Source organism: Microbacterium sp. NPDC091662 (assembly GCF_044756705.1).
Taxonomy (GTDB): domain Bacteria; phylum Actinomycetota; class Actinomycetes; order Actinomycetales; family Microbacteriaceae; genus Microbacterium.
The window spans coordinates 856,828-879,408 of the sequence record NZ_JBIVTM010000002.1; the positions used below are offsets into that span (position 1 = coordinate 856,828).

Sequence of the window (22,581 nt, forward strand, 5' to 3'; positions counted from 1 at the left end):
CAGTCTCATGAACATCTCGAACTCGCAGCTGAGCCGCCGAGCCTTCCTCGGAGGCGGCACCGTCCTGGCCGCTTTCGGTGCTCTCGCGCTCGCCGGTTGCGCGACACCCGCCGCACCCGGCACCGGTGCAGGTGCCACGGCCGCCGGTGCCACGGAGGCCAAGACCATCAACTTCTACGGCAACTCGCTCGGCGAGGAAGCTCTGAAGTCGGCGTGGCAGGGCATCCTCGACGGATTCTCGAAGCAGGAGGGCGTCAAGGTCGCCCCCGTGATCTACCCCTACGATCAGGCGGCCACTCAACTGGCGCTGACCGGGCGCTCCGGCAACCTCATGGGAGTGGGGCAGTCCGGCGGGTGGCAGGTGCTGACGCCCATGAACGTGCTCGCCGACCTCACCGACCTCGCGAAGGGGCTGGGTATCCCGCAGGGTGTGCTCGACTCGTACACCATGGACGGCAAGCTGCTCGTGCTGCCCCTGACGGCCGCCGGCATCGGCATCATCACCAACGGCGAGATCGCGAAGAGCGTCGGCATCAAGTCGGGCATGACCGTGGAGCAGTTCGCCACCGCGCTCGAGAAGATCAAGAAGCAGGACTCCTCGCTGATCCCGTACGCCGCCGTCACCAAGAACCCCGACCTCAAGGACGCCGTCCCGTGGATGTGGGGCTTCGGCAGCGACGTCGTCACCGACGACCTGAAGTGCACCCTGGGAGACGCCGAGAGCGTCAAGGCGGTCACCTGGTACAAGTCGCTGCAGGATGCCGGCCTGACGCAGACGAACGTGGCGCGCAGCGATGCCCGCATCCTGTTCGCGAGCGGGCGAGCCGCTCTGTACGACGATGCTCCGCTCGCGTCGACCTTCGTCAAGACGAACGGTGCCGCCCAGAACATCATCGACAACATCGGCGCGATCTCGCGTCCGACCGCCGGTGGCAAGGACTCGTTCAACCGGGCCTGGGGCAGTGGAGTCTTCGCGACGGCGGGCGAGGGAGAGCTCACCAGCCGTGACTTCATCCTCTACGCCGCGACCAACGTCGAGGCGGCGACCGCGCTGTACGAGAACTCCGCGGTGGCGCCTGCCGCCAAGAGCGTCGCCGACAAGATCCCGGCCCTCGCGGCCGACAAGTTCCAGGGCGCGTTCCGCACCGAGGTCTCCGAGCACGCCCGCGGTGCCGCGTGGGATCGTGTCGCCGTGACCGCGCAGATCGATGCGGCCATCGGCGCGGGCGTCGCGACGATCCTCGCCGGTCAGGTCGAGGTGCAGGCCGGGCTCAACGTGCTGAAGAAGGAAGTGCAGGGGCTGCTCGACGCGAACGCCTGAGCCGTTACTCGCTTCGAAACGCGTGAATGGTCGTGTCCCCACCGGGGGTGCGACCATTCACGCGATTCGAACGTCTGTGTGAGGCAGAACAACCACGACGAAGGCCGCGTCCCGATCAGGGGACGCGGCCTTCGTCGTGGTTGCCGGGGGTTCAGAGCCAGCGGTCGCGCAGTACCGGCTTCAGCCAGGCGGCGGGGGAGGAGATGGACAGGCCTCCGTCGACGGCGATCGACGTGCCGGTGACGAAGGACGCGGCGTCGGAGGCGAGGAACGCCACGACGGACGCCACCTCCTCCGGGCGTCCGATGCGTCCGAGCGGGTAGCCCTCGCTCTCGCCGGTGTCGATCGCCGAGATGCTCCCCGGCTGCACGGCGTTGGCGCGGATGCCCCGGGGGCCGTAGTCGAGGGCGAGCTGGCGGATGAGGCCGTCCACGCCGGCCTTGGCGGCTGCGTAGGCCGGCAGGGCCGGGGCCGCGAGCGACGAGTTGACCGAGGTCACCGCGACGATCGACGATCCGGATGCGAGGCGGGGGAGCGCGGCGCGCGCCACGAAGAACGCCGAATCGAGCGTGGCACCCAGCGCGCTGCGCCAGTCCTCGTCGCTCGTGGCCTCGGCGCGTCCGATCGGCATGCGCCCGGCCGCGAGCACGACGACATCGAGTCGGCCGAGTGCCTGCTCCGCATCCGCGACGGCGCGGTCGGCGGCCTCCGGTCGGCTGCAGTCCGCGACGAGATACCGCGCGAAGACGGGATCGTCGGAGTCCTCGAGCCCCACCCCGACGACGGCGTCTCCACCGTCGACGAAGGCGCGGGCGATCGCGAGACCGATGTCGGAGCTGCCGCCGATCAGCAGCACGCCGCGGCGGGTCACACGCGCACCGTGGTGGGGATCGGAGGAAGCGCGAGTTCGTCGATCACGAGCTTGACCGACGAACGGCTGCCGGCGTCGAGGCGCGAAGCCGGGTAGCGGACCGTCGCGTGGTCGATCACGCCGCGCGCGACGAGGACCTCTTTGTGCACCGCCCACGCGATGCCACCCTGCAGACCGATGAGCACGAGAGGGAGCATACGACGGAACTCAGCGCGGGCCTCGTCGACGCGCCCCTCGAGGAACTGGGCGAGCACCGGGCCGAGGAGGTCGGGGAACTCGCAGGCCGGCATCGTGCCGACGGCGCCCCTGGCGTACTCCTCCAGGCAGAACTGCGCGTTCTGTCCGCCGAGCACCGCGAAGGCCGGGTCGTCGATCGCCGAGACGACCGCGCCGACCTTGGGGGCCGTCGGCGGTGCTTCGACCTTCACGGAGTCGACGCCGTCGAGGCGGGCGAGCTCGGCGATGAGAGCCGGTGCCATCACGACGCCGGTGACGCCGGGCGCATCCTGCACCATGACGGAGAGCGAGGTGGCGGCGGCGACGTCTCCGTAGAAGTCGACGAGTGTTCCAGCTGGCGGCTTCACCATGAACGGAGGAAGCACCATGAGAGCGTTCGCGCCCCCTTCCTCGGCGAGGAGGGCCTGCTCGATCGACGTCGCCGTGGACGTGCCGTTGACACCGGCGATCACGGGGACCCGGCCGTCGACCACGCGGACGACATCGTCCAGGATCGTGCGGCGCTCCTCGGTGGTGAGGGCGAAGCCCTCGCTCGCCATGCCGAAGACGGCCACACCGTCGACGCCGGACGCGAGCTGGAACTCGACCAGTCGGCGCAGGCTCTCGCGGTCGAGGGCGCCCGACTCGTCGAAAGGAGTCGCCAGGATGGGCATCAAGCCGTGGAGTGTCGGAGCCATCAGCTGTTTCCCCGCTTCATCATCGTGTGTCCACATTTCTCGCAAGTGTTATGCATATTGTGAGATAGTCTGCCATATAACGGTTACGACCTACCAGAGAAGGATGGCCCGGATGTCGCACCCCCAGACCTCCCGTACCGTCGAGATCCTCTCCGACGCCCGCTACGTCCAGGCCGAATCGCCGCGCTGGGACGCCCGCGACGGGAGCCTCGCCTGGATCGACATGTCGACGGGTTCGCTGCACCGCGGCCGGATCGAGGACGGCAGGGTCGTTCCCGAGGCCGCGGTCGTCGTCGGAGCGCAGATCGGCGCTCCGATCCCGCTCGCGCAGCCGGGAGAAGGCTGGCTCGTCGGCGTCGACCGCCGCATCGTGCATGTGAGCGACGACGGCGTCGTCTCACCCCTCACGGACGACATCGCGGCGCCAGGCGACTACATGAACGACGGAGGCGGCGATCCGTCCGGGCGCTTCTGGGTCGGCAGCCAATCGATGCCCCGTGATCCCCACTGCACCCTCTGGAGCATCGGTGTCGATGGGGAGCCGACCGCGCGCCTCCACGGCGTCACCGTCTCCAACGGCCTCGCCTTCGACCGCACCGGCGCCACGCTCTACTACATCGACACGCTCCCGCACCGCAGCATCGAGGCATTCGATGTGGCGCCGGACGGCGAGCTCTCGAACCGTCGTACGGTATGCCGGGTCGAAGGCGGCAACCCCGACGGCATGGCGATCGATCTCGACGGCATGCTCTGGGTCGCGGTCTGGGATGCCTCCGAGGTGCGCCGCTACTCGCCCGACGGAGAACTCCTGGAGACGATCACCCTTCCGGCGAAGCGGCCGACCGCCGTGACCCTGGTCGACAGGCTGCTCGTGATCACCACCGCGAGCATCGGGCTGACCGACCCCACCGACGCCGATGGCGCATTGCTCGGCGTGGAGGTGGAGGTCGGCGGTGCACCCGCGTTCCCGTGGCGCGGCATGGCACCGACCCCTCCCGCGGTCGGCGCCGCCGAGGAGGTGGCCTCGTGAGCACCGTGGACAACACGCAACTGCAGGAGCGGCTGCGCAGCGCGCGGCTCGTCGCGATCCTGCGGGGGACGGATGTCGATGCCACGGTCGCCGCCGCGCGGACGCTGCTCACGGCGGGCGTGCTCACGCTCGAGATCGCACTCACCCTGCCGGACGCGGAGGAAGCGATCGCCCAGGTCGTGCAGGACGCTCCTGGCGAGGCGCTGATCGGTGCCGGCACGGTGCTCGATGAGGGCGATGTGGAACGGGCCGCCGCCGCCGGTGCACAGTTCATGGTGACGCCCACGCTCAGCGCGTCGGTGCCCCATGCGGTCAGCCTGGGCATCGGCGTGCTTCCCGGTGTCTACACGCCCACCGAGATCCAGCGCGGCCACGACCTCGGCAGTGCGGCGGTGAAGCTGTTCCCCGCGTCGGCGCTCGGCCCGGGCTTCATCCGTGCCGTCCGCGATCCTCTTACGCAGGCGCGGATCATCCCCGTGGGAGGAGTGCGCGTCGACACCGTCGGTGAGTACCTCGCTGCCGGTGCCTTCGGCATCGGAGTGGGCGGGCCTCTCGTCGGCGACGCCGCGAGTCCCGGCGGCGATCTCGAAGCGCTCGCCGTCCGCGCCAGTGCATTCGTGCAGGCCGTGCGCGCCGGGTGACCGGCGCACTCCATAGGTTCCTCATCACCGGTCCCTCGATCTCGCATATGCGCGATTCCTAACGTCGATCTCGCCCCGCGATGGCCGCGGCGGAAGGAGAGAGATGTACGGAACATATCTGCGGCGCGAACTCGCCGGCCGCAAGAAGCAGACGGCGATCGTCGCGATCGGGCTGGCGATCGCGATCGCGCTCGTGATCGTCGTCAACGCGCTCACCGCCGGAGTGCGTGACGCGCAGGCGCAGGCCCTCGCCTCCGTCTACGGAGTCGGCACCGATCTCACCGTGACGGGAGCGGCCGCCGACCCCGGCCAGGGTGAAGGGCCGCGTTTCGACTTCGACGCGGATGCGGGTCAGAGCGACGGTGAGACCACCACGCTCGCGCAGTCCACGCTGCGGACCGACTTCCTGCGTGGCACGCTCGACGCGTCGGTGCTCGACACCGTCGCCGCCACGGACGGGGTCGCCGCCGCATCCGGGGCGCTCAGCCTCACGAACTCGACCTTCTCCGGCGAGGTGCCCGACGGAGGATTCACGCCGCAGGACGGCGAGCAGCCGGCCGCGCCCGAGGAGGGCCAGAACCCGTCGGACGGCGGACAGGGCGGCGGCGGATCCTTCGGAGTCGACTCGTTCTCCGTGCTCGGGATCGACCCCGCAGCGACCTCCGTCGGTCCGCTCGCGTCTGCCGAGGTGACCGACGGTCGCGGATTCGACGCCGATGATGCCGAAGCGCTCGTCGCCCTCGTCGACAGCACCTACGCCGGCGCGAACGAGATCGCGGTGGGAGACACGATCGATGTGGCCGGTTCCGATGTCGAGGTGGTCGGCATCCTCGGTTCGACCTCGGGCAGCGCGGACACGGCGGCCGACGTCTATCTGCCGCTGCGCACCGCGCAGACGCTCGCCGGTGTGGACGACGTCATCTCCACCGTGTACGTGCAGGCGGATTCGGCCGACTCGATCGAGGCCGTGCAATCCGCGCTGTCCGACGCGCTCCCCGATGCGACCGTCACCTCGCAGTCCGAGCTCGCCTCGACCGTCTCCGGTTCCCTCTCCAGCGCGACCGCGCTGATCACCGACCTCGGCACCTGGCTCTCGATCATCGTGCTCGCCGTTGCCGTGCTGCTCTCGGTGCTGCTCACCCTGTCGGGTGTCGGACGTCGCACCAGGGAGTTCGGAACGCTCAAGGCGATCGGCTGGTCGAACGGCCGGGTCGTCCGTCAGGTCGCCGGAGAGTCCATGGTGCAGGGACTGATCGGGGGAGCGGTCGGTCTCGTCCTCGGCATCGCCGGCATCGTGCTGATCAACGTCCTGAGACCCACGGTCGCCGCGAGCGGTGCGAGTCAGGGCACGGGCCCCGGGAGCGTGGGCGGGGGCCCGACCGGCGGCGGAGGGATGTTCCAGAGCCCCGTGGCGGATGTCGTGCTCCAGGCGCCGTTCACCCCCTGGGTGCTGGTCGCCGCCATCGGTCTCGCGGTGCTCGGCGGTCTCGTCGCCGGAGCGTTCGGCGGCTGGCGCGCCGCGCGTCTCAGCCCGGCGGAAGCCCTGCGGTCGGTCGCATGAGCACCGCACGCGCTGGCGACGTCCGACAGCAGCCGCCATTCCCCACGCGGGCACCCCGCACGTCGACACCCCACGAGCAGGAGAAGCAGATGACCATCGCAGACCTCGACCAGAAGACGCAACGAACCGGGAACGAGCAGCCGATCTACCGCGTCGCCGGGGTCACCCGGACGTACACGCAGAAGGGGCGGATCGTGAAAGCGCTCACCGGCGTCGACCTCGACATCATGCCCGGTGAGTTCGTCACCATCCAGGGGCCGACCGGAGGCGGGAAGTCGACTCTGCTGCAGCTGCTCGGGGCCCTCGACACGCCGACGACGGGTTCCCTCCTGCTGGACGGCCGTGAACTCGCGTCGGCATCGGCGAAGGAACTCGGCCGCATCAGGGCGGAGGAGATCGGGTTCGTGTTCCAGGGGTTCAACCTGATCCCCACACTCACGGCTGCCGAGAACGTCGACATGGCGCTCGAGCCCCTCCATCCCGACAAGGAGGAGAGGCGTGGGAGGGTCGCTGAGGCCCTCGCGCACGTCGGTCTCGACGACAGGGGCGACCATCGACCTGCCGAGCTCTCCGGCGGTCAGCAGCAGCGCGTCGCGATCGCGCGCGCCATCGTCAAGAGGCCGCGGGTGCTCCTGGCCGATGAGCCGACCGGCAATCTCGACGAGAGCATGCGTGACGAGATCCTGACGCTCCTCGAATCGCTGTGCGCCGAGGGGATCACGATCATCGTGGTGACGCACGACTCGGCGGTGGCGCGGCGCGCGACTCGGCGCCTTCGGCTCACGAAGGGCGTCGTCCAGGACATCACGAAGTAGAGGGCGGTGGCGACACGGTCGTGACGCACGAAGGGCCGGGTACCTCGCGGTACCCGGCCCTTCGACGACAGGACGTCAGTGCGTGTCTTCCGCCTCGATCTCGGTGCGGTCGCCCGACCACAGCGTGTGGAACGTACCCGGCTTGTCGATGCGCTTGTAGGTGTGCGCACCGAAGAAGTCGCGCTGGCCCTGCACGAGGGCGGCGGGCAGGCGGTCGGCCCGGATGCCGTCGTAGTACGACAGCGACGACGAGAACGCCGGAGCCGGGATGCCCGCCTGAGCCGCGGTCACGACGACGCGACGCCACGACGCCTGGCCGCGGGTGAGTGCCTCGGCGAAGTACGGGGCGGTCATCAGCACGGGCAGGTCGGGGGTCGCCGCGTAGGCGTCGGCGATGCGGTTGAGGAACTGGGCGCGGATGATGCAGCCTCCGCGCCAGATCTTGCTGATCGCGCCCAGGTCGATGTTCCAGCCGTACTCGGCCGCACCCGCGCGGATCTCGTCGAAGCCCTGCGAGTAGGCGACGATCTTCGAGGCGTAGAGCGCCAGGCGCACGTCTTCGATGAACTGCTCGGTGTCCTCGGCGGAGACGGTGAACTCCTCGTCGGGGCCGGGGAGGGCGCCGGCGACGGCTCGCTGCTCGGGGTGAGAGGAGAGCGAGCGGGCGAAGGTCGCCTCGGCGATACCGGAGACGGGGACACCGAGCGAGAGAGCGGTCTGCACGGTCCACGCGCCGGTTCCCTTGGCGCCAGCCTGGTCGAGGATCACGTCGACGAGCGGCTTGCCGGTCTCGGCATCGACCTGACGGAGCACCTCGGCGGTGATCTCGATCAGGTACGACTCGAGCTCGCCCTTGTTCCATTCGGCGAAGATCTCGGCGATCTCAGCGGGCGACTTGCCCGTGCCACGGCGGATGAGGTCGTAGGCCTCGGCGATGAGCTGCATGTCGGCGTACTCGATGCCGTTGTGCACCATCTTGACGAAGTGGCCGGCGCCGTCATGGCCGACGTGCGTGACGCAGGGCTCACCCTCGGCGATCGCGGCGATCGACTTGAGGATCGGTCCGAGCGTGACCCACGATTCGTCCGACCCGCCGGGCATGATCGAGGGGCCGGTGAGGGCACCCTCCTCGCCACCGGAGATGCCGGCGCCGACGAAGTTGATGCCGGTCTCGCGAACCGCCTTCTCGCGGCGGATGGTGTCGGGGAAGTACGCGTTGCCGCCGTCGACGATGATGTCGCCCGGCTCGAACACCTCGACCAGCGCGTCGATCACGGCGTCGGTCGGGCCGCCGGCCTTGACCATGATGATCGCGGTGCGCGGCTTCTGCAGCGAGTCGGCGAACTCCTGGTAGGTGTGGGCCGGAACGAATCCGGCCTCGGGGTGCTCGTCGAGGAGCGTCTGGGTCTTCTCGTAGCTGCGGTTGAAGATCGCCACCGTGTTTCCCTCGCGGCTGGCGAGGTTGCGGGCGAGGTTCGATCCCATGACGGCGAGTCCGACGACTCCGATGTTCGCTGATGCTTCGGGCACAGAAGGCTCCTCGATCGTGAAGAAGGGGTGGTTTCAGCGTATCGCTGTACGGGAGGTCAGTGGCCACCTGTGTCACGAGAGGCGATGAAGCGTCGTGACACGGCGATGTCGCGGTCGCCGAGCCCGGCGGCGACCAGCTCGTCGAAGGCCGCTCTCAGCGCGGGCAGCAGCACGGGAGAGGTGCCGGTGGCTTCGGCGATGTCGGCTGCGAAGCCGAGGTCCTTCACCATGTATTGCGCGATGCCGCTGGGGGAGTCGTCGCCGGTGACGAGCTTCTCGCGGCGGCTGTCGAGTAGTCGCGACCCCGCGTAGCCGCCCGAGAGCAGCGACCAGAGCGCGTCGAGGTCGAGGCCGGAGCGCTCGGCGAGTACGGTGGCCTCGCCGAGCGCCATGATCGTCGCCGACACCACGAGCTGGTTGCAGGCCTTGGCGACCTCGCCGGCGCCGAGCGGGCCCAGCAGCACCGGGGTGCCGCAGGGGGCGAGGACTTCCGCCGCGACGGCCGCGTCCTCGGGGTCACCGCCGAGCATGATCGAGAGGGTTCCGGCGATCGCGCCGTCCTCGCCGCCCGAGACCGGGCAGTCCACGACCCGCACGCGTCCGTCGGTCTCGGCGCCGACTCGTTCCGCGAGCGCGCGCACGGCGGGGGCGGAGGAGGTCGAGCCGATGAGGATGAGCAGGTCGCCGGCGTCCGCGAGCAGTCCGTCCGGGCCCCCGAGCATCGCTTCGAACGGCGGAAGGTCGGGCAGCATCATGAGCAGGACGTCTACTCTGGAGGCGAGCTCGCGTGGCGTCTCCGCCCAGGAGGCTCCGGCGGCCAGCAACTCCGGTTGCGGACGGCGGGCGTGGATGACGAGTCCACCGTGTGCGGCGAGCAGGCGCTCGGCCATCGGGCGGCCCATGGCGCCGAGGCCCACGGCGCCGACGGTGACGGATGAGATGCTCATGCGCACACGGTAGCAACAATCCAACGCATAGAACAGTGTCCAACAGGATGGATCTGAGCTATGGTGAGGATCCAGAGACTTCCCGAGGAAGGGATCAGCATGACGGGGACCGAGAAGAAGCTGCGCGCCGTCGTGGCGGTACCGCTGCCGGAAGACCTGTGTCGCCTGATCGAGGACCTCGAGCCGCGCCTCGAGGTGGTTCGCGACCACTCGCTGATGGCTCCGATGCGCGGGCCTGCCGACTGGACGGGCGACCCCGATCACGTCCGCACGCCGAGCGAGCAGCAGGCTTTCGACGAGTTGGTCGATTCGGCGGACGTGCTCTTCGGCATCCCCGACGTCGATGCGAAGGCGCTGGCGAGGACTGTGTCGGCGAATCCTCGTCTGCGCTGGGTCATGACCACCGCCGCCGGCGGCGGGGCATCGGTGAAGGCCGCCGGCCTCGACCGTCAGGCCCTCGACCGCATCGTGTTCACCACCAGCGCCGGCGTGCACGGCGGCCCGCTGGCCGAGTTCGCCGTCTTCGGTGTGATGGCAGGAGCGAAGAACCTCCCGCGCCTCCTCGCCGATCAGGGGACGCGTACCTGGCCGGACCGCTGGGAGATGCGTCAGCTCGACGAGATGACCGTGCTGGTCGTCGGTCTGGGCGGCATCGGAGCGGAATGCGCGCGGCGTTTCCACGCGCTCGGCGCGCGCGTGTGGGGAACGACGCGCTCCGGAGCGCCGGTGGCGGGAGTCGATCGCCTGATCCCGCTGGATGAACTGACCGATGCCGTGGCCCACGTCGATGCGATCGTCGTCACGCTTCCGGGCACGGCGCAGACCCACCATCTGATCGGCGCCGATGTGCTCGATGCGGTGAAGCCCGGCGCGATCGTCACCAACGTCGGCCGCGGCACGGTGATCGACGAGACCGCTCTGCTCGGTGCGCTCGACGACGGCCGTGTGGCCTTCGCCGCTCTCGACGTCTTCGAACAGGAACCCCTCGACGAGGCCTCGCCGCTGTGGAGCCACCCGAACGTGCTGGTGAGTCCGCACACCGCGGCCCTCAGTTCGAAGGAGGAGGAGCGGATCGCCCGACGCTTCGCGGAGAACGCGGCGCGCCTGCTCGATGGCGAGCCGCTGACCGCCGTGGTGGATACGGTCGAGTTCTACTGATCGGCCCGCAGGTGATCGACTGCCTGCGGCGCCCCTGATGGCGGAAGGCGCGGCCATGGAAGATGACACCCGCGAGGGGCGCGACCCCGCGCCCGCCGTGACCCGCAGCATCCGCCTGCTCGGCATCCTCGCCGAGGCGGGTGGTCCGCGCACGCTCACCGAGCTCGCGGGAGACCTGGGGTTGGCGAAGTCGTCGACAGCGAACCTCTGCCTCGCCCTCGAGGCCGGCGGCATGATCGACCGCACGGCGCAGGGATACCGTCTCGGTGTGCGCACCGCAGAGCTGGGAGGCGCGTTCGCCGCGCAGTTCAATCAGGTGCGTGAGTTCTACAGCGTGTGCGAGGCCTCGCCGCAGCTGGCCTCCGAACTCGTGCAGGTCGCGATGCTCGACGGCACCGATGCGCTGTATCTGGCGCGGCACGAGGGGTCGCGCTCGCTTCGGCTGGGCACGCCGCTCGGTTCGCGGCTCCCCGCTCCGCTCTCGGCCACAGGTCGCGCGCTCCTCGCTGCCATGAGCGATGCCGAGGTCGTCGAGCTCCTCGGGGATGACGCGGAGTTCCCGCAGCTCACCGAGCGCAGCGCGACCACCATGCCGGGGCTGCTGGAGGTGCTGGCGACCGCCCGTCGACGGGGCTGGGCGCTCGACGCCGAGGAGTCGTTCCGCGGCATCGTCGGCGTCGCGGTTCCGCTGGAGGGATGGGCCCCGACTGATCCGCCGCTCGCGCTCGGTGTCGCGATCCGGGCGGCCGAGGCCGACTACGAGCGCATCGAGCGTGTGGGTGAGGCGCTGCGCGATGCCGCCGCCGCGCTCACGAATCCGTTCAGCGCCGCCGTCCGGCGCTGACGTCTCCGTCGCCCGTCGCCCGGGTTCGGAAGGGTCTGTGCGCCTTCCGCGCGCCTTCCGTGCGTCCGCCGTGCGCCTTCCGTTCGCCCGACGTGCAGCCGCCGCGCGCCCGCCGGAGATCGCTGTGCACCGAAGAGCGTCCAAAGGGTTGAACGCAATCCAACAGGCTGGTACAGTCGGGGGCACGCCGCAGGCGAAGCCGATCGAAGGAGATGGCCGTGACAGACCCCCGCACCTCACCCCGAGCAGCGTCCGATGACCCGGAATACGCGGCGAACCTGCGCCGCGCGACCCTCGCGTCGAGCATCGGCAGCGCGTTGGAGTACTTCGACTTCGCGCTCTACGGCCTCTCGACGGCGCTGATCTTCAATGTGCTGTTCTTCCCGCAGGATGACCCGGCGATGGCCACGGTCGCCGCGTTCGCGACCTTCGGCGTCGGGTTCCTCGCGCGTCCGTTCGGCGGCCTGTTCTTCGGCGTTCTGGGCGACAAGCTCGGACGCAAGTGGGTGCTGGTCGCGACCATCGTGCTGATGGGCGGCGCCTCCACCGCGATCGGGCTGCTTCCCACCTACGCCGCGATCGGGGTGTGGGCGCCGATCCTGCTCGTGCTCATGCGCCTGCTGCAGGGGTTCGGTGCCGGTGCCGAGCAGGCCGGAGCCACCGTGCTGATGGCCGAGTACGCGCCGGTCAAGCGCCGCGGCTTCTTCTCGGCTCTCCCGTTCGTCGGCATCCAGGCGGGCACGCTGCTCGCCGCCGTGGTGTTCGGCCTGATCACACTGCTCCCCGAGGACCAGCTGCTGAGCTGGGGATGGCGCGTGCCCTTCCTCGCCTCCTTCGCGCTGATCCTGCTCGCGCTGTTCATCCGGATGCGGCTGCGCGAGACGCCGACGTTCATCGAGCTCGAGAAGCACGAGCAGATCGCCGACCGCCCCATCAAGGAGATCTTCACCCACGGCCTGCCCGGCGTGATCGTCGGTGTGGGGCTGCGGATGGCCGAGAACGGCGGCTCGTACATGTTCCAGACGCTCGGTCTCGCCTTCTTCGTCACCGTGGTCGGCGACACGGCCGACAAGAGCCTGCTCACGTGGGGTGTCACCCTCGGGTCGCTGATCGGCGTCTTCTCCGTGCCGTTCACCGGACACCTCTCCGACCGCTTCGGGCGTCGCACGGTGTACCGCTTCGGAGCCGTCTTCATGCTGGTCTACACGTTCCCCGCCTGGTGGCTGCTGTCGCTCGGCAACTACGCCGTGGCCATCGGCGTGATCGCGATCGGTATCGGCGTCGCCGTGAACAGCATGCTCGGACCGCAGTGCGCCATGCTTCCCGAACTCTTCGGCAACCGTCACCGGTACCTGGGCGTGGCGATGGCCCGCGAGATCTCGGCCGTGCTCGCCGGCGGTCTCGCCGGTGTCCTCGGTGCGTACCTGATCGCGGTGAGCGACGGCAACTGGGTTCTCCTGGCCATCTACATGGCGGTGCTCGCCCTCATCACCACCGCCTCGACATTCCTCGCTCCCGAGACCCTTCGCCGTGACCTCACCCGCGTCGACGACGCGATCAAGGTCTCGCGCGAGGAGGGCGGCGACGACGTCTTCGCCACCACGGTGTCGATCAAGGCCGTCGGACGATGACCGCGCTGCCGGCGGGACTCGCCGCCTTCGACCTGACGGGGCGCACAGCGCTGGTCACCGGATCGAGTCAGGGGATCGGCAGGACCCTCGCCGAGGGGCTCGCCGGCGCAGGAGCGACCGTCGTCGTGCACGGGCGGGATGCCGCGAAGGCACAGGCGGCGGCGGAGGAGATCGCACGGGTCACGGGAGCGGTCGTGCACAGCGTCGTCTTCGACGTGACCGAGGCGGCGGCGGTGGATGCCGGCGTCGGCGAGGTGGAGCATCTGATCGGAACCCCCGACATCCTCGTGAACAACGCCGGTGTCCAGCGCCGGGCGCCCATCGCCGAGTTCGCCGACGAGGACTGGGATGCCCTCGTGCAGACCAACCTCTCCAGCGTCTTCCATCTCTCCCGACGGGTCGCCGCCGGCATGATCGCCCGCGGGTCGGGCAAGATCATCCAGATCGGCAGCGTGCAGTCGCAGCTCGCCCGCCCTTCGATCGCGGCGTATTCGGCGACCAAGGGTGCGATCGTGATGTTCACGAAGGGGCTGTGCGCGGATCTGGCCCCGCACGGCATCCAGGCCAACGCGATCGCCCCCGGATACTTCGCCACCGAGCTCACGAAGGCCCTCGTCGCGGATGAGCAGTTCTCCGAGTGGGTGCGCGGACGCACGCCGGCCGGCCGGTGGGGAGACACCAGGGACCTCGTCGGCGCCCTGCTGTTCCTCGCGAGCGCCGCGAGCGACTTCGTCAACGGGCAGACGCTGTTCGTCGACGGCGGCATGACGGCGGTCGTCTGATGCGTCTCGGACGCGTCGCCACAAGCGGTGGCCGCCGGTGGGTGCGACACGGGGTCGACGGGCTGATTCCCGTATCCGATCCGTTCCTCGCCTTCGCCGAGGGGCGAGACCCGGACGACGCCGGGCCGCCCATCGAAGGCTCGATCGTCGCACCGGTGGATCCGCCGGTGATCGTCGGCATCGCCCAGAACGGACCGGCGCACGTCTCTCCCGTGCAGGCCTGGCTCAAGAGCCCGCGGACCGTGACCGGCAGCGGTGTCGAGGTCGTGCTGCGCCGCGACGCGGGCGGCCAGGTCGCCGAGGGGGAGATCGCGGTCGTGATCGGCCGCCCGACCCGGGGCCTGACCGCGCAGAATGCGCACGAGTACGTGCTCGGGGTCACCGCGGTGAACGACCTCTCGAGCCCGGAGCGCGCGGCATTCGATCCGCGCAACTTCGAATCGAAATCGGGGGAGGGGTACACCCCGCTCGGCCCCTGGATCGACACCGAGGCCGGGATCGACGATGTGCGCCTCGAGGTCGAGGTCGACGGACGACCCGTCGCCGAGACCGGAAGCCGGGAGCTGCCCATGTCGATCCGCGACTGCCTCGCCTACGTGGCCGCATGGTCTCCACTCGGTCCCGGCGACGTCGTCATGACGGGAGCTCCGCACTCGCAGGCGCCCGTGGGGCCGGGGCAGACCGTGACCGTCAGGGTGGCGGGAATCGAGCTGGTCACGGCTTTCGTGTGACCGAGGAAGGATTGCGGTGAACAATCTCGCCGTGGTGGCGCATGCCGCCGAAGATCTGCGGATCGAAGACATCGGCGCCCCGGCGCCCGGGCCGGACGAGGCCGTCGTGGCCATCGCCTACGGCGGCATCTGCGGATCCGACCTCCACTACTGGCGGCAGGGGGCGGCCGGCGCATCTGTGCTGCGTGAGCCGATGGTCCTCGGGCATGAGGTGTCGGGCGTCGTGGCAGTGGCTGCGATCGACGGCACGGGACCAGCCGTCGGCACGCCCGTGGCCGTCCATCCGCTCACCGCGCACGGCGATGGTCGCACACCCTGGCCCGCCGAGCATCCGAACCTCGCGCCGGCATCGACCTATCTCGGGTCGGCGATGCACCTGCCGCACACCCAGGGAGCCTTCGCGCGGCGCGTCGCGCTTCCCGCACGCATGCTGCATCCGCTTCCCGCGGGCCTCGACCTGCAGACGGCGGCCCTGGCAGAGCCCGCGGCCGTCGCCTGGCACGGCGTGCAGAGGGCGGGGGATGTGCGCGGCCGGCGGGTGGTCGTGATCGGCGCCGGACCCATCGGTCAGCTCGTCGCCGCAGTGGCCCAGCGCGCAGGCGCGTCTTCCGTGACCGTCACAGACCTGCAGCAGCGGCCGAGGGAGGTCGCCGAGGCGCGCGGGATCCGAGCGATCGATGCGCGGGCCGAGAGCGAGATCTCCGAGCTCTACGCCGATGTCGTGATCGAGTCGAGCGGCACGATTCCAGGGCTCGACGCCGCTGTCTCCGCTGCTGTCCGCGGGGGCACGGTGGTGATGCTGGGGCTCCAGCGCGGTGGAGGGGCTCCCGCGCCGATGGCCACGGCGATCACCCGTGAGCTCACGCTGCGGGGGTCCTTCCGCTTCGGGGCGGAGTTCGACGAGGTCATCGCGGCCCTCGCCGACGGCAGCCTCGACGTGCGCCGTATCATCAGCCAGGTCCTGCCGGTGGACGATGCGCTCGATGCCTTCGAATTGGCAGCCGACCCTGCGAGTTCCTGCAAGGTGCTCATCGACTTCGGCCGGGAGGCATGAGTGTGCGCGTCGTCGTGATGGGCCCGAGCGGCTCGGGCAAGTCGACGGTGGGTGCGTTCCTCGCCGAGACCCTCGGCGCCCGGTTCATCGACGGCGATGATCTGCATCCGGCCGAGAACGTCCGCAAGATGGCGGCCGGAGTGCCCCTGGATGACGCGGATCGGCTGCCCTGGCTCCGTCTGGTCGGCGAGACGCTGCAGAGTGAGGAACGCGTCGTCGTGGCGTGCTCGGCGCTCAAGCGCGTCTACCGCGACGTCATCCGGACCGGAGCGCCCGAGACGTTCTTCGCTGAACTCGCGATCAGTCGTGCGGTGCTCGAGGAGCGGATGCGTGTGCGCGCCGATCACTTCATGCCGGCGGCGCTCCTGGACTCACAGCTCCAGACTCTCGAATCGCTCGAGGCCGATGAGGCGGGAATCCGGCTGGACGAGTCGGCGGACGTCCGGACCGCGGCCGCCGTCATCGCCGAAGCGGCACGGCGGCGCTGAGAGTTCGGAACCGAGCGTGCGGATCCGGCTCCACAGCCGGGGGTCAGTCCTTGCGGTACCCCGAGCGTCCCATCGCGAACAGCGCGATGAACGACGTGACGGCTGCGCACACGGTCATGGCGCCGATGAGCCAGAGGAGTGCGTGCGAGAGGAAGGCGCCGTCGAGCATGGGGGTTCTCCGTGTTCTGCAGAAAAGGACCGGTGTCCTCAGCCTATCGGGTCATCCGGTACCATTGAGGCTGTACCTCGGCGAGGGATGCTTCTGCGCGTGCGCGAACATCCGTTATCGACGCGGCGAAGCAAGCCCGGTGGCTTTCCTCCTGCGTCAGCGAGTTCGAAAATTCCAAGACCACCGCGCGGCGCCTTCGCTGCGTGCCCCGAAGGAGAACCCCATGTCTGAAGACACCAAGGTCCAGGCCGAGCTCCGCGAGAGCTTCGGCAAGGGCTTCGCCCGTCGCCTCCGCGCCGCCGGCAAGATCCCCGCCGTCATCTACGGCCACGGCACCGAGCCGGTGCACGTCGCGCTGCCGGGCCACCAGGTCTCGCTCATCATCCGTCGTGCCAACGCACTGCTCGAGCTCGACATCGAGGGCAAGGGCCAGCTCGCCCTCGTCAAGGACGTCCAGCGCGACCCGGTGCACCAGATCATCGAGCACATCGACCTGCTCGTCGTGAAGAAGGGCGAGAAGGTCGCCATCGACGTCCCGATCGTCGTCACGGGCGAGTCCGCTGCGGGCACCATCGTCAACCTCGACGCGACCACGCTGTCGATCGAGGCCGAGGCCACGCACATCCCGCAGAACATCGAGGTCTCCGTCGAGGGCCTGGAAGAGGGCGCGCACATCACCGGCGCCGACGTGAAGCTCCCCAAGGGCTCCACGCTGCTCTCCGACCCCGAGGTGCTCGTCGTCGCGATCTCCGTCCCGGCTGCACCCACCGAGGATGACGAAGAGGCCACCGAGGCCGGCGAGGCCACCGAGGCTGCCGAAGAAGCCGCCGCGGAGTGACCTCCGACTGATTCATCACAGAGGGGACGCGATCCGATCGCGTCCCCTCTGTCGTATCCTGACCGGGACTGCGCACCCGGCGGGGAGAGGACGACGACATGGCATCGACCTGGCTCGTGGTGGGACTCGGCAACCCCGGCCCGCGATACGAGGCCACGCGCCACAACATCGGGCAGATGGTGGTCGACGAGCTGGCATCGCGGCGCGGCGAAGCCTTCCGTGAGCACAAGGGCGGAGCCCGCGTCGTCGAGACGTGGTTGCGCCCCGGGGCGGACAAGCTGGTGCTGGCCAAGCCGAACACCTTCATGAATGTCTCGGGAACCCCGGTGGCGGCGCTGGCCCGGTTCTACTCGGTGCCGTCCGAGCAGGTGATCGTGGTGCACGACGAACTCGACATCCCGTTCGACACGGTCAAGCTGAAGACCGGGGGAGGACACGGCGGGCACAACGGCGTACGCGACGTCGCACGAGCGCTGGGGACGGCCGACTTCCCGCGCGTACGGGTAGGGATCGGCCGTCCGGTCGGACGTCAGGATCCTGCGGACTGGGTGCTCGCCCCCTTCGGCAAGGAGGAGCGGCCGAACCTGCCGATCCTCATCGCGGATGCCGCCGACGCGGTCGAGCTGCTGGTCGGCGAGGGCCTTCTCGCGGCGCAGCAGAAGCACCACGCGCCGCGCTGAGACGGCCGCTGCGGGGTCGTGGCCCGGTCAGGCCGTATAGGTCGACAGGCCCGTCGCAGCGCCCGCGGTCAGCGCGACGACCAGGGCGATGAAGAAGATCACCGACGCCAGGACGGCGACCACGAGAGCGGCGATTCCTGCGCCGCGGCCACGCTTCTTGGCGATCGCGACGATACCGAGCACGATCGCTGCGATGCCGACGACGGTCCCGAGCCAGAAGGAGAGCTCCGCCCAGAGCACCTGGTCCCGTACCGGGGTGAGCACGCGGAGGTCGTCGGCGGTGACCGATGCGCCGTTCGGGAGGAACCGACCGATCTCGAACGCGCTGATGCTCACGACGATCGCCGGCACCACGGCCGCGATGAGCGCGAGAACCAGCGCAAGTGTTCCGAAGAGTCCGGAGGTGGACGGTGTCGCGGCGTCGGGCACCTGATAGGCGCCGGCCGGGGTCGCGTAGCCGCCGACAGGCACTTGGTAGGCCCCGGGAGGGGCTGCCGGATACCCGGGCGCGGGCGCTGCCGGGTAGCCGGAGGGCGTTGCCGGAGGATACGGGGCACCCGCCGGGGGATACGCGGGAGCTGCAGGGGGATACGCGGGAGCTGCCGGAGGGTACCCGGGGGCGGTCGGCGGCGGGAACGCGCCGGTCGCGGGCGGCACCGGCGAATCGGAGGGCACGGCACCGGACGGGGGAGGCAGCTGCGGATCAGTCACGCCCCCATCCTAAGGCGAGGCTCAGACGCGGCGGAGCAGACCCACCCGGTCGTACACGTCCGAGAGGGTCGCATCGGCGACGGCGTCAGCGCGCGCGGCGTTCTCGGCCAGGATGCGATCGAGCTCGGCGGGATCATCGAGCAGTTCGAGTGCGCGGGCGCGCACCGGCTCGAACTCGGCGACGACGACCTCGGCGAGGCCCTTCTTGAAGTCGCCGTACCCGCGTCCCGCGTACTCGTCCTCGATCGCCGCGACCTGGCGGCCGGAGAGGGCCGCGTAGATCGTGAGCAGGTTCGAGACGCCGGGCTTGTTCTCGCGGTCGAACCGCACCGAGCCCTCGTTGTCGGTCACGGCGCGCATGACCTTCTTCGCCGACTTCGCGGGGTCGTCGAGCATCCACAGCACGCCGGCGTCGCTCTCCGCCGACTTCGACATCTTCGACGTCGGGTTCTGCAGGTCGTAGATGCGCGCGGTCTCCTTCTGGATGACCGGCATCGGCACGGTGAAGGTCTCGCCGAAGCGCGAGTTGAAGCGCTCGGCGAGATCGCGCGTGAGCTCGACATGCTGCTTCTGGTCGTCGCCCACCGGCACCACGTCGGTCTGGTAGAGCAGGATGTCGGCAGCCATCAGCACCGGGTATGTGAACAGACCGACGCTGGTCGAGTCTGCGCCGTACCGGGAGGACTTGTCTTTGAACTGGGTCATCCGGCCGGCCTCGCCGAAACCCGTGATGGTGCTGAGGATCCACGCGAGCTCGGCGTGTGCGCGCACGTGCGACTGCACGTACAGCGTCGACAACGACGGCTCGATGCCGGCGGCGATGTACTGCGCGGCCGTGCGACGGGTCTTCTCGCGGAGCTCGGCCGGGTCCTGGGCGACCGTGATCGCGTGCAGGTCGACGACGGAGAAGTAGGCGTCGTAGGAACTCTGCAGGTCTCGCCACTGGAGCAGCGCGCCGATGTAGTTGCCGATCTGGAGGGAGTCGGCGGAGGGCTGCATTCCGGAGTACAGGCGAGGTTTCGTCACGGGATCAATCCTATGGGGTGCGTGCCGTGCCCCTACGATGGGCGCATGGCCTCCGCATCCCCTCGCTCACGGTCGCGAGGGGATCGTGCCCTCTACGTCGAGATCCTCATCCGTGCGCCGCTCGACGAGGTGTGGCGGCTGACGCAGGATCCGGCCTCGCATGTGCGCTGGGATGCGCGTTTCAGCGACATCGTGCCGCAGCGCACCAGAGCGGACGGTGCCCAGGACTTCCGCTACGAGCTCGATCTCGGGGTGCACACGATCCGCGGGACCGGCGTCTCGCTCGCCGCGAAGGAGAGTCGTTCAGGCGAGCGCACCTCCGCGCTGCTCTTCGACACCGACGACGCGCTCTCGCCGCTGGGCACCGGACGCGGGTACTGGCGCTACGTGCCGACGGGGGAGGGAGTGCGGTTCCTCACCGGCTACGACTACGCCCCGGGGTGGGGGTGGGTCGGTCGGGTGCTCGACCCGCTGGTCACCCGACGTTTCGTCTGGTGGCTCACGGCGCGCAGCTTCGATCGCCTCCGGCTCTGGGCTGAACAGGGGGTTCCGCCGGAGGAGACGAGCGGATGGCGATCGTTGCGTCGCGGCTATCGACCGCGCGCTCGGAACTGCCTCTCCCGGCCGCTCCGCCGCACGGGACGCACGATCATGGAGGACGCACCGGTATCCCTCGAGGAGATCGCATGACGACCGGGACCGGGATCTTCGAGCGCGCACTGGGAGACGACTTCGCGCGCCTCCATCCGCAACTGCAGCGTCGCTTCGGGGTCGGCGTGGACGCCGGATACGGCTGCATCGGACGCGGAGTGATGACCGAGGTCCGGCGAGGCCCGTGGTGGACCCTGCCCTTCCTGCTGATCGGCACGTTCCGCAACATCCTGTTCCCCGAGCGGGGGCGGGATGTGCCGTTCCGGATAGACAACCTGGCCTACGTCGACGACTTCGGTCGCGAGACCGTGACGTTCGTGCGGACGATGGACGTGCGCCCCGGCCGCCGCCGCCGATTCGACGCGACCATGATCTACAGCGACGCCCGTCGACGGGTGGTCGACTACCTGGGTACGCACCAGCACCTGGCCGTCGACCTCGATTTGGCCGTCACCGACGACGGCGGGCTCCTGCTCACCTCGGGCGCACAGCGCTTCTACGAGGGGCCGATCGCCTTCCGCTTCCCGATGCTGTTCAGCGGGCGCGCTCGGCTCATCGAGCGCTACGACGACGAGCAGGAGCGGTATCTGATCGACCTCGAGATCCACAACGACGTCTTCGGGTTCCTGTTCGGCTACCGCGGTGCGTTCACCTGCGAGTTCGTCGGCGGACCGGCTCCGGAGACCGTCAAGCCGTACCGCGAGGAGCTCCGCGAGTGACTGCACGCGGAGCAGCCTTCCTCGAAGCACTGGGGGAAACGGCGGAGAGGCTTCACCCCGAGATCCTGGCGCAGATGCGCGTCGAGGCGAGGAACGACAGTGCTGAGGGGGTTTTCGCGGTCGCCGGGAGCCGGTTCGGGCGCCTCGCCGCCCTCGCGTCGCCCCTCGTCGGGCCGCGGCTGCTCGTGACGCGATTCGGCCGCGACGTGCCCTTCCGGATCGACACGGTGTCGGGTCGGTCGCGCTCAGGACGGGCGACGCTCGAGACCGTGCGCGAGTTCCGTTTCCCCGGCGCGACGCAGCACGTCGCGGACCGACTCATCGCGACGGGACACCCCGGTATCGTCCAGAACGCGCTGGGGGCCCGTGGGCGGGTCGAGATGCTCGAGGAGTGCTCCGTGAGTGACGAGGGGGCGCTGCGCATGCGCACCCGCGCTGTCGCGTTTCGCGTCGGCCGACATCGGATCCCGCTGCGCGGCATCCTCCGCATCGACGTCGATCTCGTCGACGGCTGGGACGTGGATCGTCGTCGACGTACGGTCGAGATGCGCGCGACGAGCCCCATGCTCGGGACCGTCCTGGAGTACCGGGGATGGTACCGCTACGCGGATGCCACCCCCGGCACCGCTCAGTAGCGGTAGTCGACGACGACGGGCGCGTGGTCGCTCCAGCGCTGGTCATAGGCCGCAGCGCGGGCGACGTGATAGGTCTCGACGCGCTCGGCGAGTGCAGGCGTCGCGAGGTGGTAGTCGATGCGCCACCCGGAGTCGTTGTCGAACGCCTGCCCGCGCATCGACCACCAGGTGTATGGTCCGTCGACCTCGCCGTGGAACTTGCGACCCACGTCGATCCAGCCGAGGCCGGTGCCCACCGTTCCGTCGACGCCCGAGACCTCCGCGCCGGCCTCGCCGAGGAACCTGTCGAAGTACGCGCGCTCGCGGGGGAGGAAACCGGCCTTCTTGCGGTTGCCCCGCCAGTTCTTGATGTCGAGCTCGCGGTGTCCGACGTTCAGGTCGCCGGTCACGAGAGCGAGGGCGCCGTCGGCGCCGAGCTCGCCGAGACGCGCGCCGAACGCGTCGAGGAACTTCCACTTCTCGTCCTGCTTCGGGGTGTCGGCCTCGCCGGAGTGCACGTAGGCGCTGACGACGGTCAGCGGACGGTCACCGATCAGGTAGTCGGCCTCGATCCAACGGCCCTTGGAGTCGAAATCGTCGGGACCGAAGTCGGTGCGAGAGGCGAGAGCGGGTGTGCGGCTCGCGATGGCGACGCCGGCACGTCCCTTCGCGGTGGCCTCGTCGTGGACGAACGACCAGCCGGGGAGCGCGGCCTCGAGATGCTCGTCCTGCCCGCGCACCTCTTGCAGTGTGAGGATGTCGACGCCGGCGTCGTCGAGCCAGGAGCTCATCCCGTTGCGAGCCGCCGCTCGGATTCCGTTGACATTGACCGTGGCGATACGCAGATGAGGCATG

General features: G+C 69.7%; 25 protein-coding genes. 17 read left to right on the top strand and 8 right to left on the bottom strand.

All coding sequences use genetic code 11. From position 1 onward, the window contains the following. The first annotated feature begins 7 nt into the window (after positions 1-7). The gene (locus tag ACIQLD_RS17385) at positions 8-1,321 is read left to right on the top strand and encodes an ABC transporter substrate-binding protein (RefSeq protein WP_402610012.1); all 1,314 of its coding nucleotides are present in this window, start codon (positions 8-10) and stop codon (positions 1,319-1,321) included. Between the two features lie 151 nt (positions 1,322-1,472). On the opposite strand, the gene ACIQLD_RS17390 is transcribed toward ACIQLD_RS17385, so the two are convergent. Together ACIQLD_RS17390 and ACIQLD_RS17395 are read right to left on the bottom strand one after the other, a co-directional pair. Then, positions 1,473-2,192: an SDR family NAD(P)-dependent oxidoreductase gene (locus tag ACIQLD_RS17390; RefSeq protein ID WP_402610014.1), complete on the bottom strand. Its 720-nt coding sequence runs from the start codon at positions 2,190-2,192 to the stop codon at positions 1,473-1,475. Further along, positions 2,189-3,106, bottom strand: a complete 918-nt coding sequence (locus tag ACIQLD_RS17395; protein WP_402610016.1) for a dihydrodipicolinate synthase family protein — start codon at positions 3,104-3,106, stop codon at positions 2,189-2,191. Before ACIQLD_RS17395 ends, ACIQLD_RS17390 begins: the two co-directional genes overlap by 4 nt. Positions 3,107-3,218: 112 nt before the next feature. Between ACIQLD_RS17395 and ACIQLD_RS17400 the strand changes: the two genes are divergently transcribed. The 4 genes from ACIQLD_RS17400 to ACIQLD_RS17415 all read left to right on the top strand — a co-directional run bounded on the left by ACIQLD_RS17400 (position 3,219) and on the right by ACIQLD_RS17415 (position 7,153). Next, positions 3,219-4,136 carry an SMP-30/gluconolactonase/LRE family protein gene (locus ACIQLD_RS17400; RefSeq protein WP_402610018.1) on the top strand — a complete coding sequence of 306 codons (918 nt, stop codon included), beginning with the start codon at positions 3,219-3,221 and terminating at the stop codon, positions 4,134-4,136. After that, the gene (locus ACIQLD_RS17405; protein ID WP_402610020.1) at positions 4,133-4,777 is read left to right on the top strand and encodes a bifunctional 4-hydroxy-2-oxoglutarate aldolase/2-dehydro-3-deoxy-phosphogluconate aldolase; all 645 of its coding nucleotides are present in this window, start codon (positions 4,133-4,135) and stop codon (positions 4,775-4,777) included. The genes ACIQLD_RS17400 and ACIQLD_RS17405 overlap by 4 nt, the downstream gene beginning before the upstream one ends. A gap of 103 nt (positions 4,778-4,880) precedes the next feature. Continuing rightward, positions 4,881-6,338 (top strand): ABC transporter permease, encoded by a 1,458-nt coding sequence (locus ACIQLD_RS17410; RefSeq protein ID WP_402610022.1) that lies wholly within the window; start codon positions 4,881-4,883, stop codon positions 6,336-6,338. 89 nt (positions 6,339-6,427) lie between these two features. Beyond that, positions 6,428-7,153 (top strand): ABC transporter ATP-binding protein, encoded by a 726-nt coding sequence (locus tag ACIQLD_RS17415; protein ID WP_402610024.1) that lies wholly within the window; start codon positions 6,428-6,430, stop codon positions 7,151-7,153. 75 nt (positions 7,154-7,228) lie between these two features. Here ACIQLD_RS17415 and gndA read toward each other — a convergent pair whose 3' ends face one another. Both gndA and ACIQLD_RS17425 read right to left on the bottom strand, forming a co-directional pair. After that, complete coding sequence (gene gndA / locus ACIQLD_RS17420; RefSeq protein ID WP_402610026.1) at positions 7,229-8,683, bottom strand: NADP-dependent phosphogluconate dehydrogenase; 1,455 nt, start codon at positions 8,681-8,683, stop codon at positions 7,229-7,231. A gap of 56 nt (positions 8,684-8,739) precedes the next feature. Continuing rightward, positions 8,740-9,630 (bottom strand): NAD(P)-dependent oxidoreductase, encoded by an 891-nt coding sequence (locus ACIQLD_RS17425; RefSeq protein ID WP_402610028.1) that lies wholly within the window; start codon positions 9,628-9,630, stop codon positions 8,740-8,742. Positions 9,631-9,729: 99 nt separating this feature from the next. Here ACIQLD_RS17425 and ACIQLD_RS17430 point away from each other — a divergent pair, with 99 nt between their 5' ends. The 7 genes from ACIQLD_RS17430 to ACIQLD_RS17460 all read left to right on the top strand — a co-directional run bounded on the left by ACIQLD_RS17430 (position 9,730) and on the right by ACIQLD_RS17460 (position 16,318). Further along, positions 9,730-10,788 (top strand): D-2-hydroxyacid dehydrogenase, encoded by a 1,059-nt coding sequence (locus ACIQLD_RS17430; protein ID WP_402610030.1) that lies wholly within the window; start codon positions 9,730-9,732, stop codon positions 10,786-10,788. Positions 10,789-10,843: 55 nt separating this feature from the next. Then, on the top strand, positions 10,844-11,632 hold the full coding sequence (locus ACIQLD_RS17435) for an IclR family transcriptional regulator (protein WP_402610032.1): 789 nt from the start codon (positions 10,844-10,846) through the stop codon (positions 11,630-11,632). Between the two features lie 212 nt (positions 11,633-11,844). Beyond that, complete coding sequence (locus ACIQLD_RS17440; protein ID WP_402610034.1) at positions 11,845-13,263, top strand: MFS transporter; 1,419 nt, start codon at positions 11,845-11,847, stop codon at positions 13,261-13,263. Further along, positions 13,260-14,045 (top strand): SDR family oxidoreductase, encoded by a 786-nt coding sequence (locus tag ACIQLD_RS17445; protein ID WP_402610036.1) that lies wholly within the window; start codon positions 13,260-13,262, stop codon positions 14,043-14,045. Before ACIQLD_RS17440 ends, ACIQLD_RS17445 begins: the two co-directional genes overlap by 4 nt. Further along, positions 14,045-14,776, top strand: coding sequence for a fumarylacetoacetate hydrolase family protein (locus ACIQLD_RS17450; protein WP_402610038.1), 732 nt, complete (start codon positions 14,045-14,047; stop codon positions 14,774-14,776). The genes ACIQLD_RS17445 and ACIQLD_RS17450 overlap by 1 nt, the downstream gene beginning before the upstream one ends. A 16-nt stretch (positions 14,777-14,792) precedes the next feature. Further along, on the top strand, positions 14,793-15,830 hold the full coding sequence (locus tag ACIQLD_RS17455; protein WP_402610039.1) for a zinc-binding dehydrogenase: 1,038 nt from the start codon (positions 14,793-14,795) through the stop codon (positions 15,828-15,830). Then, positions 15,827-16,318 carry a gluconokinase gene (locus tag ACIQLD_RS17460; RefSeq protein ID WP_402610041.1) on the top strand — a complete coding sequence of 164 codons (492 nt, stop codon included), beginning with the start codon at positions 15,827-15,829 and terminating at the stop codon, positions 16,316-16,318. Before ACIQLD_RS17455 ends, ACIQLD_RS17460 begins: the two co-directional genes overlap by 4 nt. A gap of 43 nt (positions 16,319-16,361) precedes the next feature. Here the strand turns inward: ACIQLD_RS17460 and ACIQLD_RS17465 are convergent, their stop codons facing one another. Beyond that, entirely contained in the window at positions 16,362-16,487 is a 126-nt protein-coding gene (locus ACIQLD_RS17465) for a hypothetical protein (protein WP_017828452.1), read from the bottom strand. A 223-nt stretch (positions 16,488-16,710) separates the two neighbouring features. On the opposite strand from ACIQLD_RS17465, the gene ACIQLD_RS17470 reads away from it, so the two are divergent. Next, positions 16,711-17,325 (top strand): 50S ribosomal protein L25/general stress protein Ctc, encoded by a 615-nt coding sequence (locus ACIQLD_RS17470; RefSeq protein ID WP_402610043.1) that lies wholly within the window; start codon positions 16,711-16,713, stop codon positions 17,323-17,325. A 98-nt stretch (positions 17,326-17,423) separates the two neighbouring features. Then, complete coding sequence (pth, locus tag ACIQLD_RS17475) at positions 17,424-18,005, top strand: aminoacyl-tRNA hydrolase (protein WP_402610045.1); 582 nt, start codon at positions 17,424-17,426, stop codon at positions 18,003-18,005. 27 nt (positions 18,006-18,032) lie between these two features. Here pth and ACIQLD_RS17480 read toward each other — a convergent pair whose 3' ends face one another. Further along, entirely contained in the window at positions 18,033-18,716 is a 684-nt protein-coding gene (locus ACIQLD_RS17480; protein ID WP_402610047.1) for a hypothetical protein, read from the bottom strand. 21 nt (positions 18,717-18,737) lie between these two features. Next, complete coding sequence (gene trpS, locus ACIQLD_RS17485; protein ID WP_402610049.1) at positions 18,738-19,742, bottom strand: tryptophan--tRNA ligase; 1,005 nt, start codon at positions 19,740-19,742, stop codon at positions 18,738-18,740. A 45-nt stretch (positions 19,743-19,787) separates the two neighbouring features. Here trpS and ACIQLD_RS17490 point away from each other — a divergent pair, with 45 nt between their 5' ends. Genes ACIQLD_RS17490 through ACIQLD_RS17500 form a run of 3 tightly spaced genes read left to right on the top strand, consistent with a single transcriptional unit; the run spans position 19,788 to position 21,747 of the window. After that, positions 19,788-20,432 (top strand): SRPBCC family protein, encoded by a 645-nt coding sequence (locus ACIQLD_RS17490; RefSeq protein WP_402610051.1) that lies wholly within the window; start codon positions 19,788-19,790, stop codon positions 20,430-20,432. After that, the gene (locus ACIQLD_RS17495) at positions 20,429-21,112 is read left to right on the top strand and encodes a DUF4166 domain-containing protein (RefSeq protein ID WP_402610053.1); all 684 of its coding nucleotides are present in this window, start codon (positions 20,429-20,431) and stop codon (positions 21,110-21,112) included. The genes ACIQLD_RS17490 and ACIQLD_RS17495 overlap by 4 nt, the downstream gene beginning before the upstream one ends. Then, a complete protein-coding gene (locus ACIQLD_RS17500; RefSeq protein ID WP_402610055.1) occupies positions 21,109-21,747 on the top strand; it encodes a DUF4166 domain-containing protein in 639 nt (212 codons plus the stop codon). Before ACIQLD_RS17495 ends, ACIQLD_RS17500 begins: the two co-directional genes overlap by 4 nt. On the opposite strand, the gene ACIQLD_RS17505 is transcribed toward ACIQLD_RS17500, so the two are convergent. Further along, a complete protein-coding gene (locus tag ACIQLD_RS17505) occupies positions 21,741-22,580 on the bottom strand; it encodes an exodeoxyribonuclease III (RefSeq protein ID WP_402610057.1) in 840 nt (279 codons plus the stop codon). The two genes, ACIQLD_RS17500 and ACIQLD_RS17505, sit on opposite strands and share 7 nt — an antisense overlap. Position 22,581: the final 1 nt, after the last annotated feature.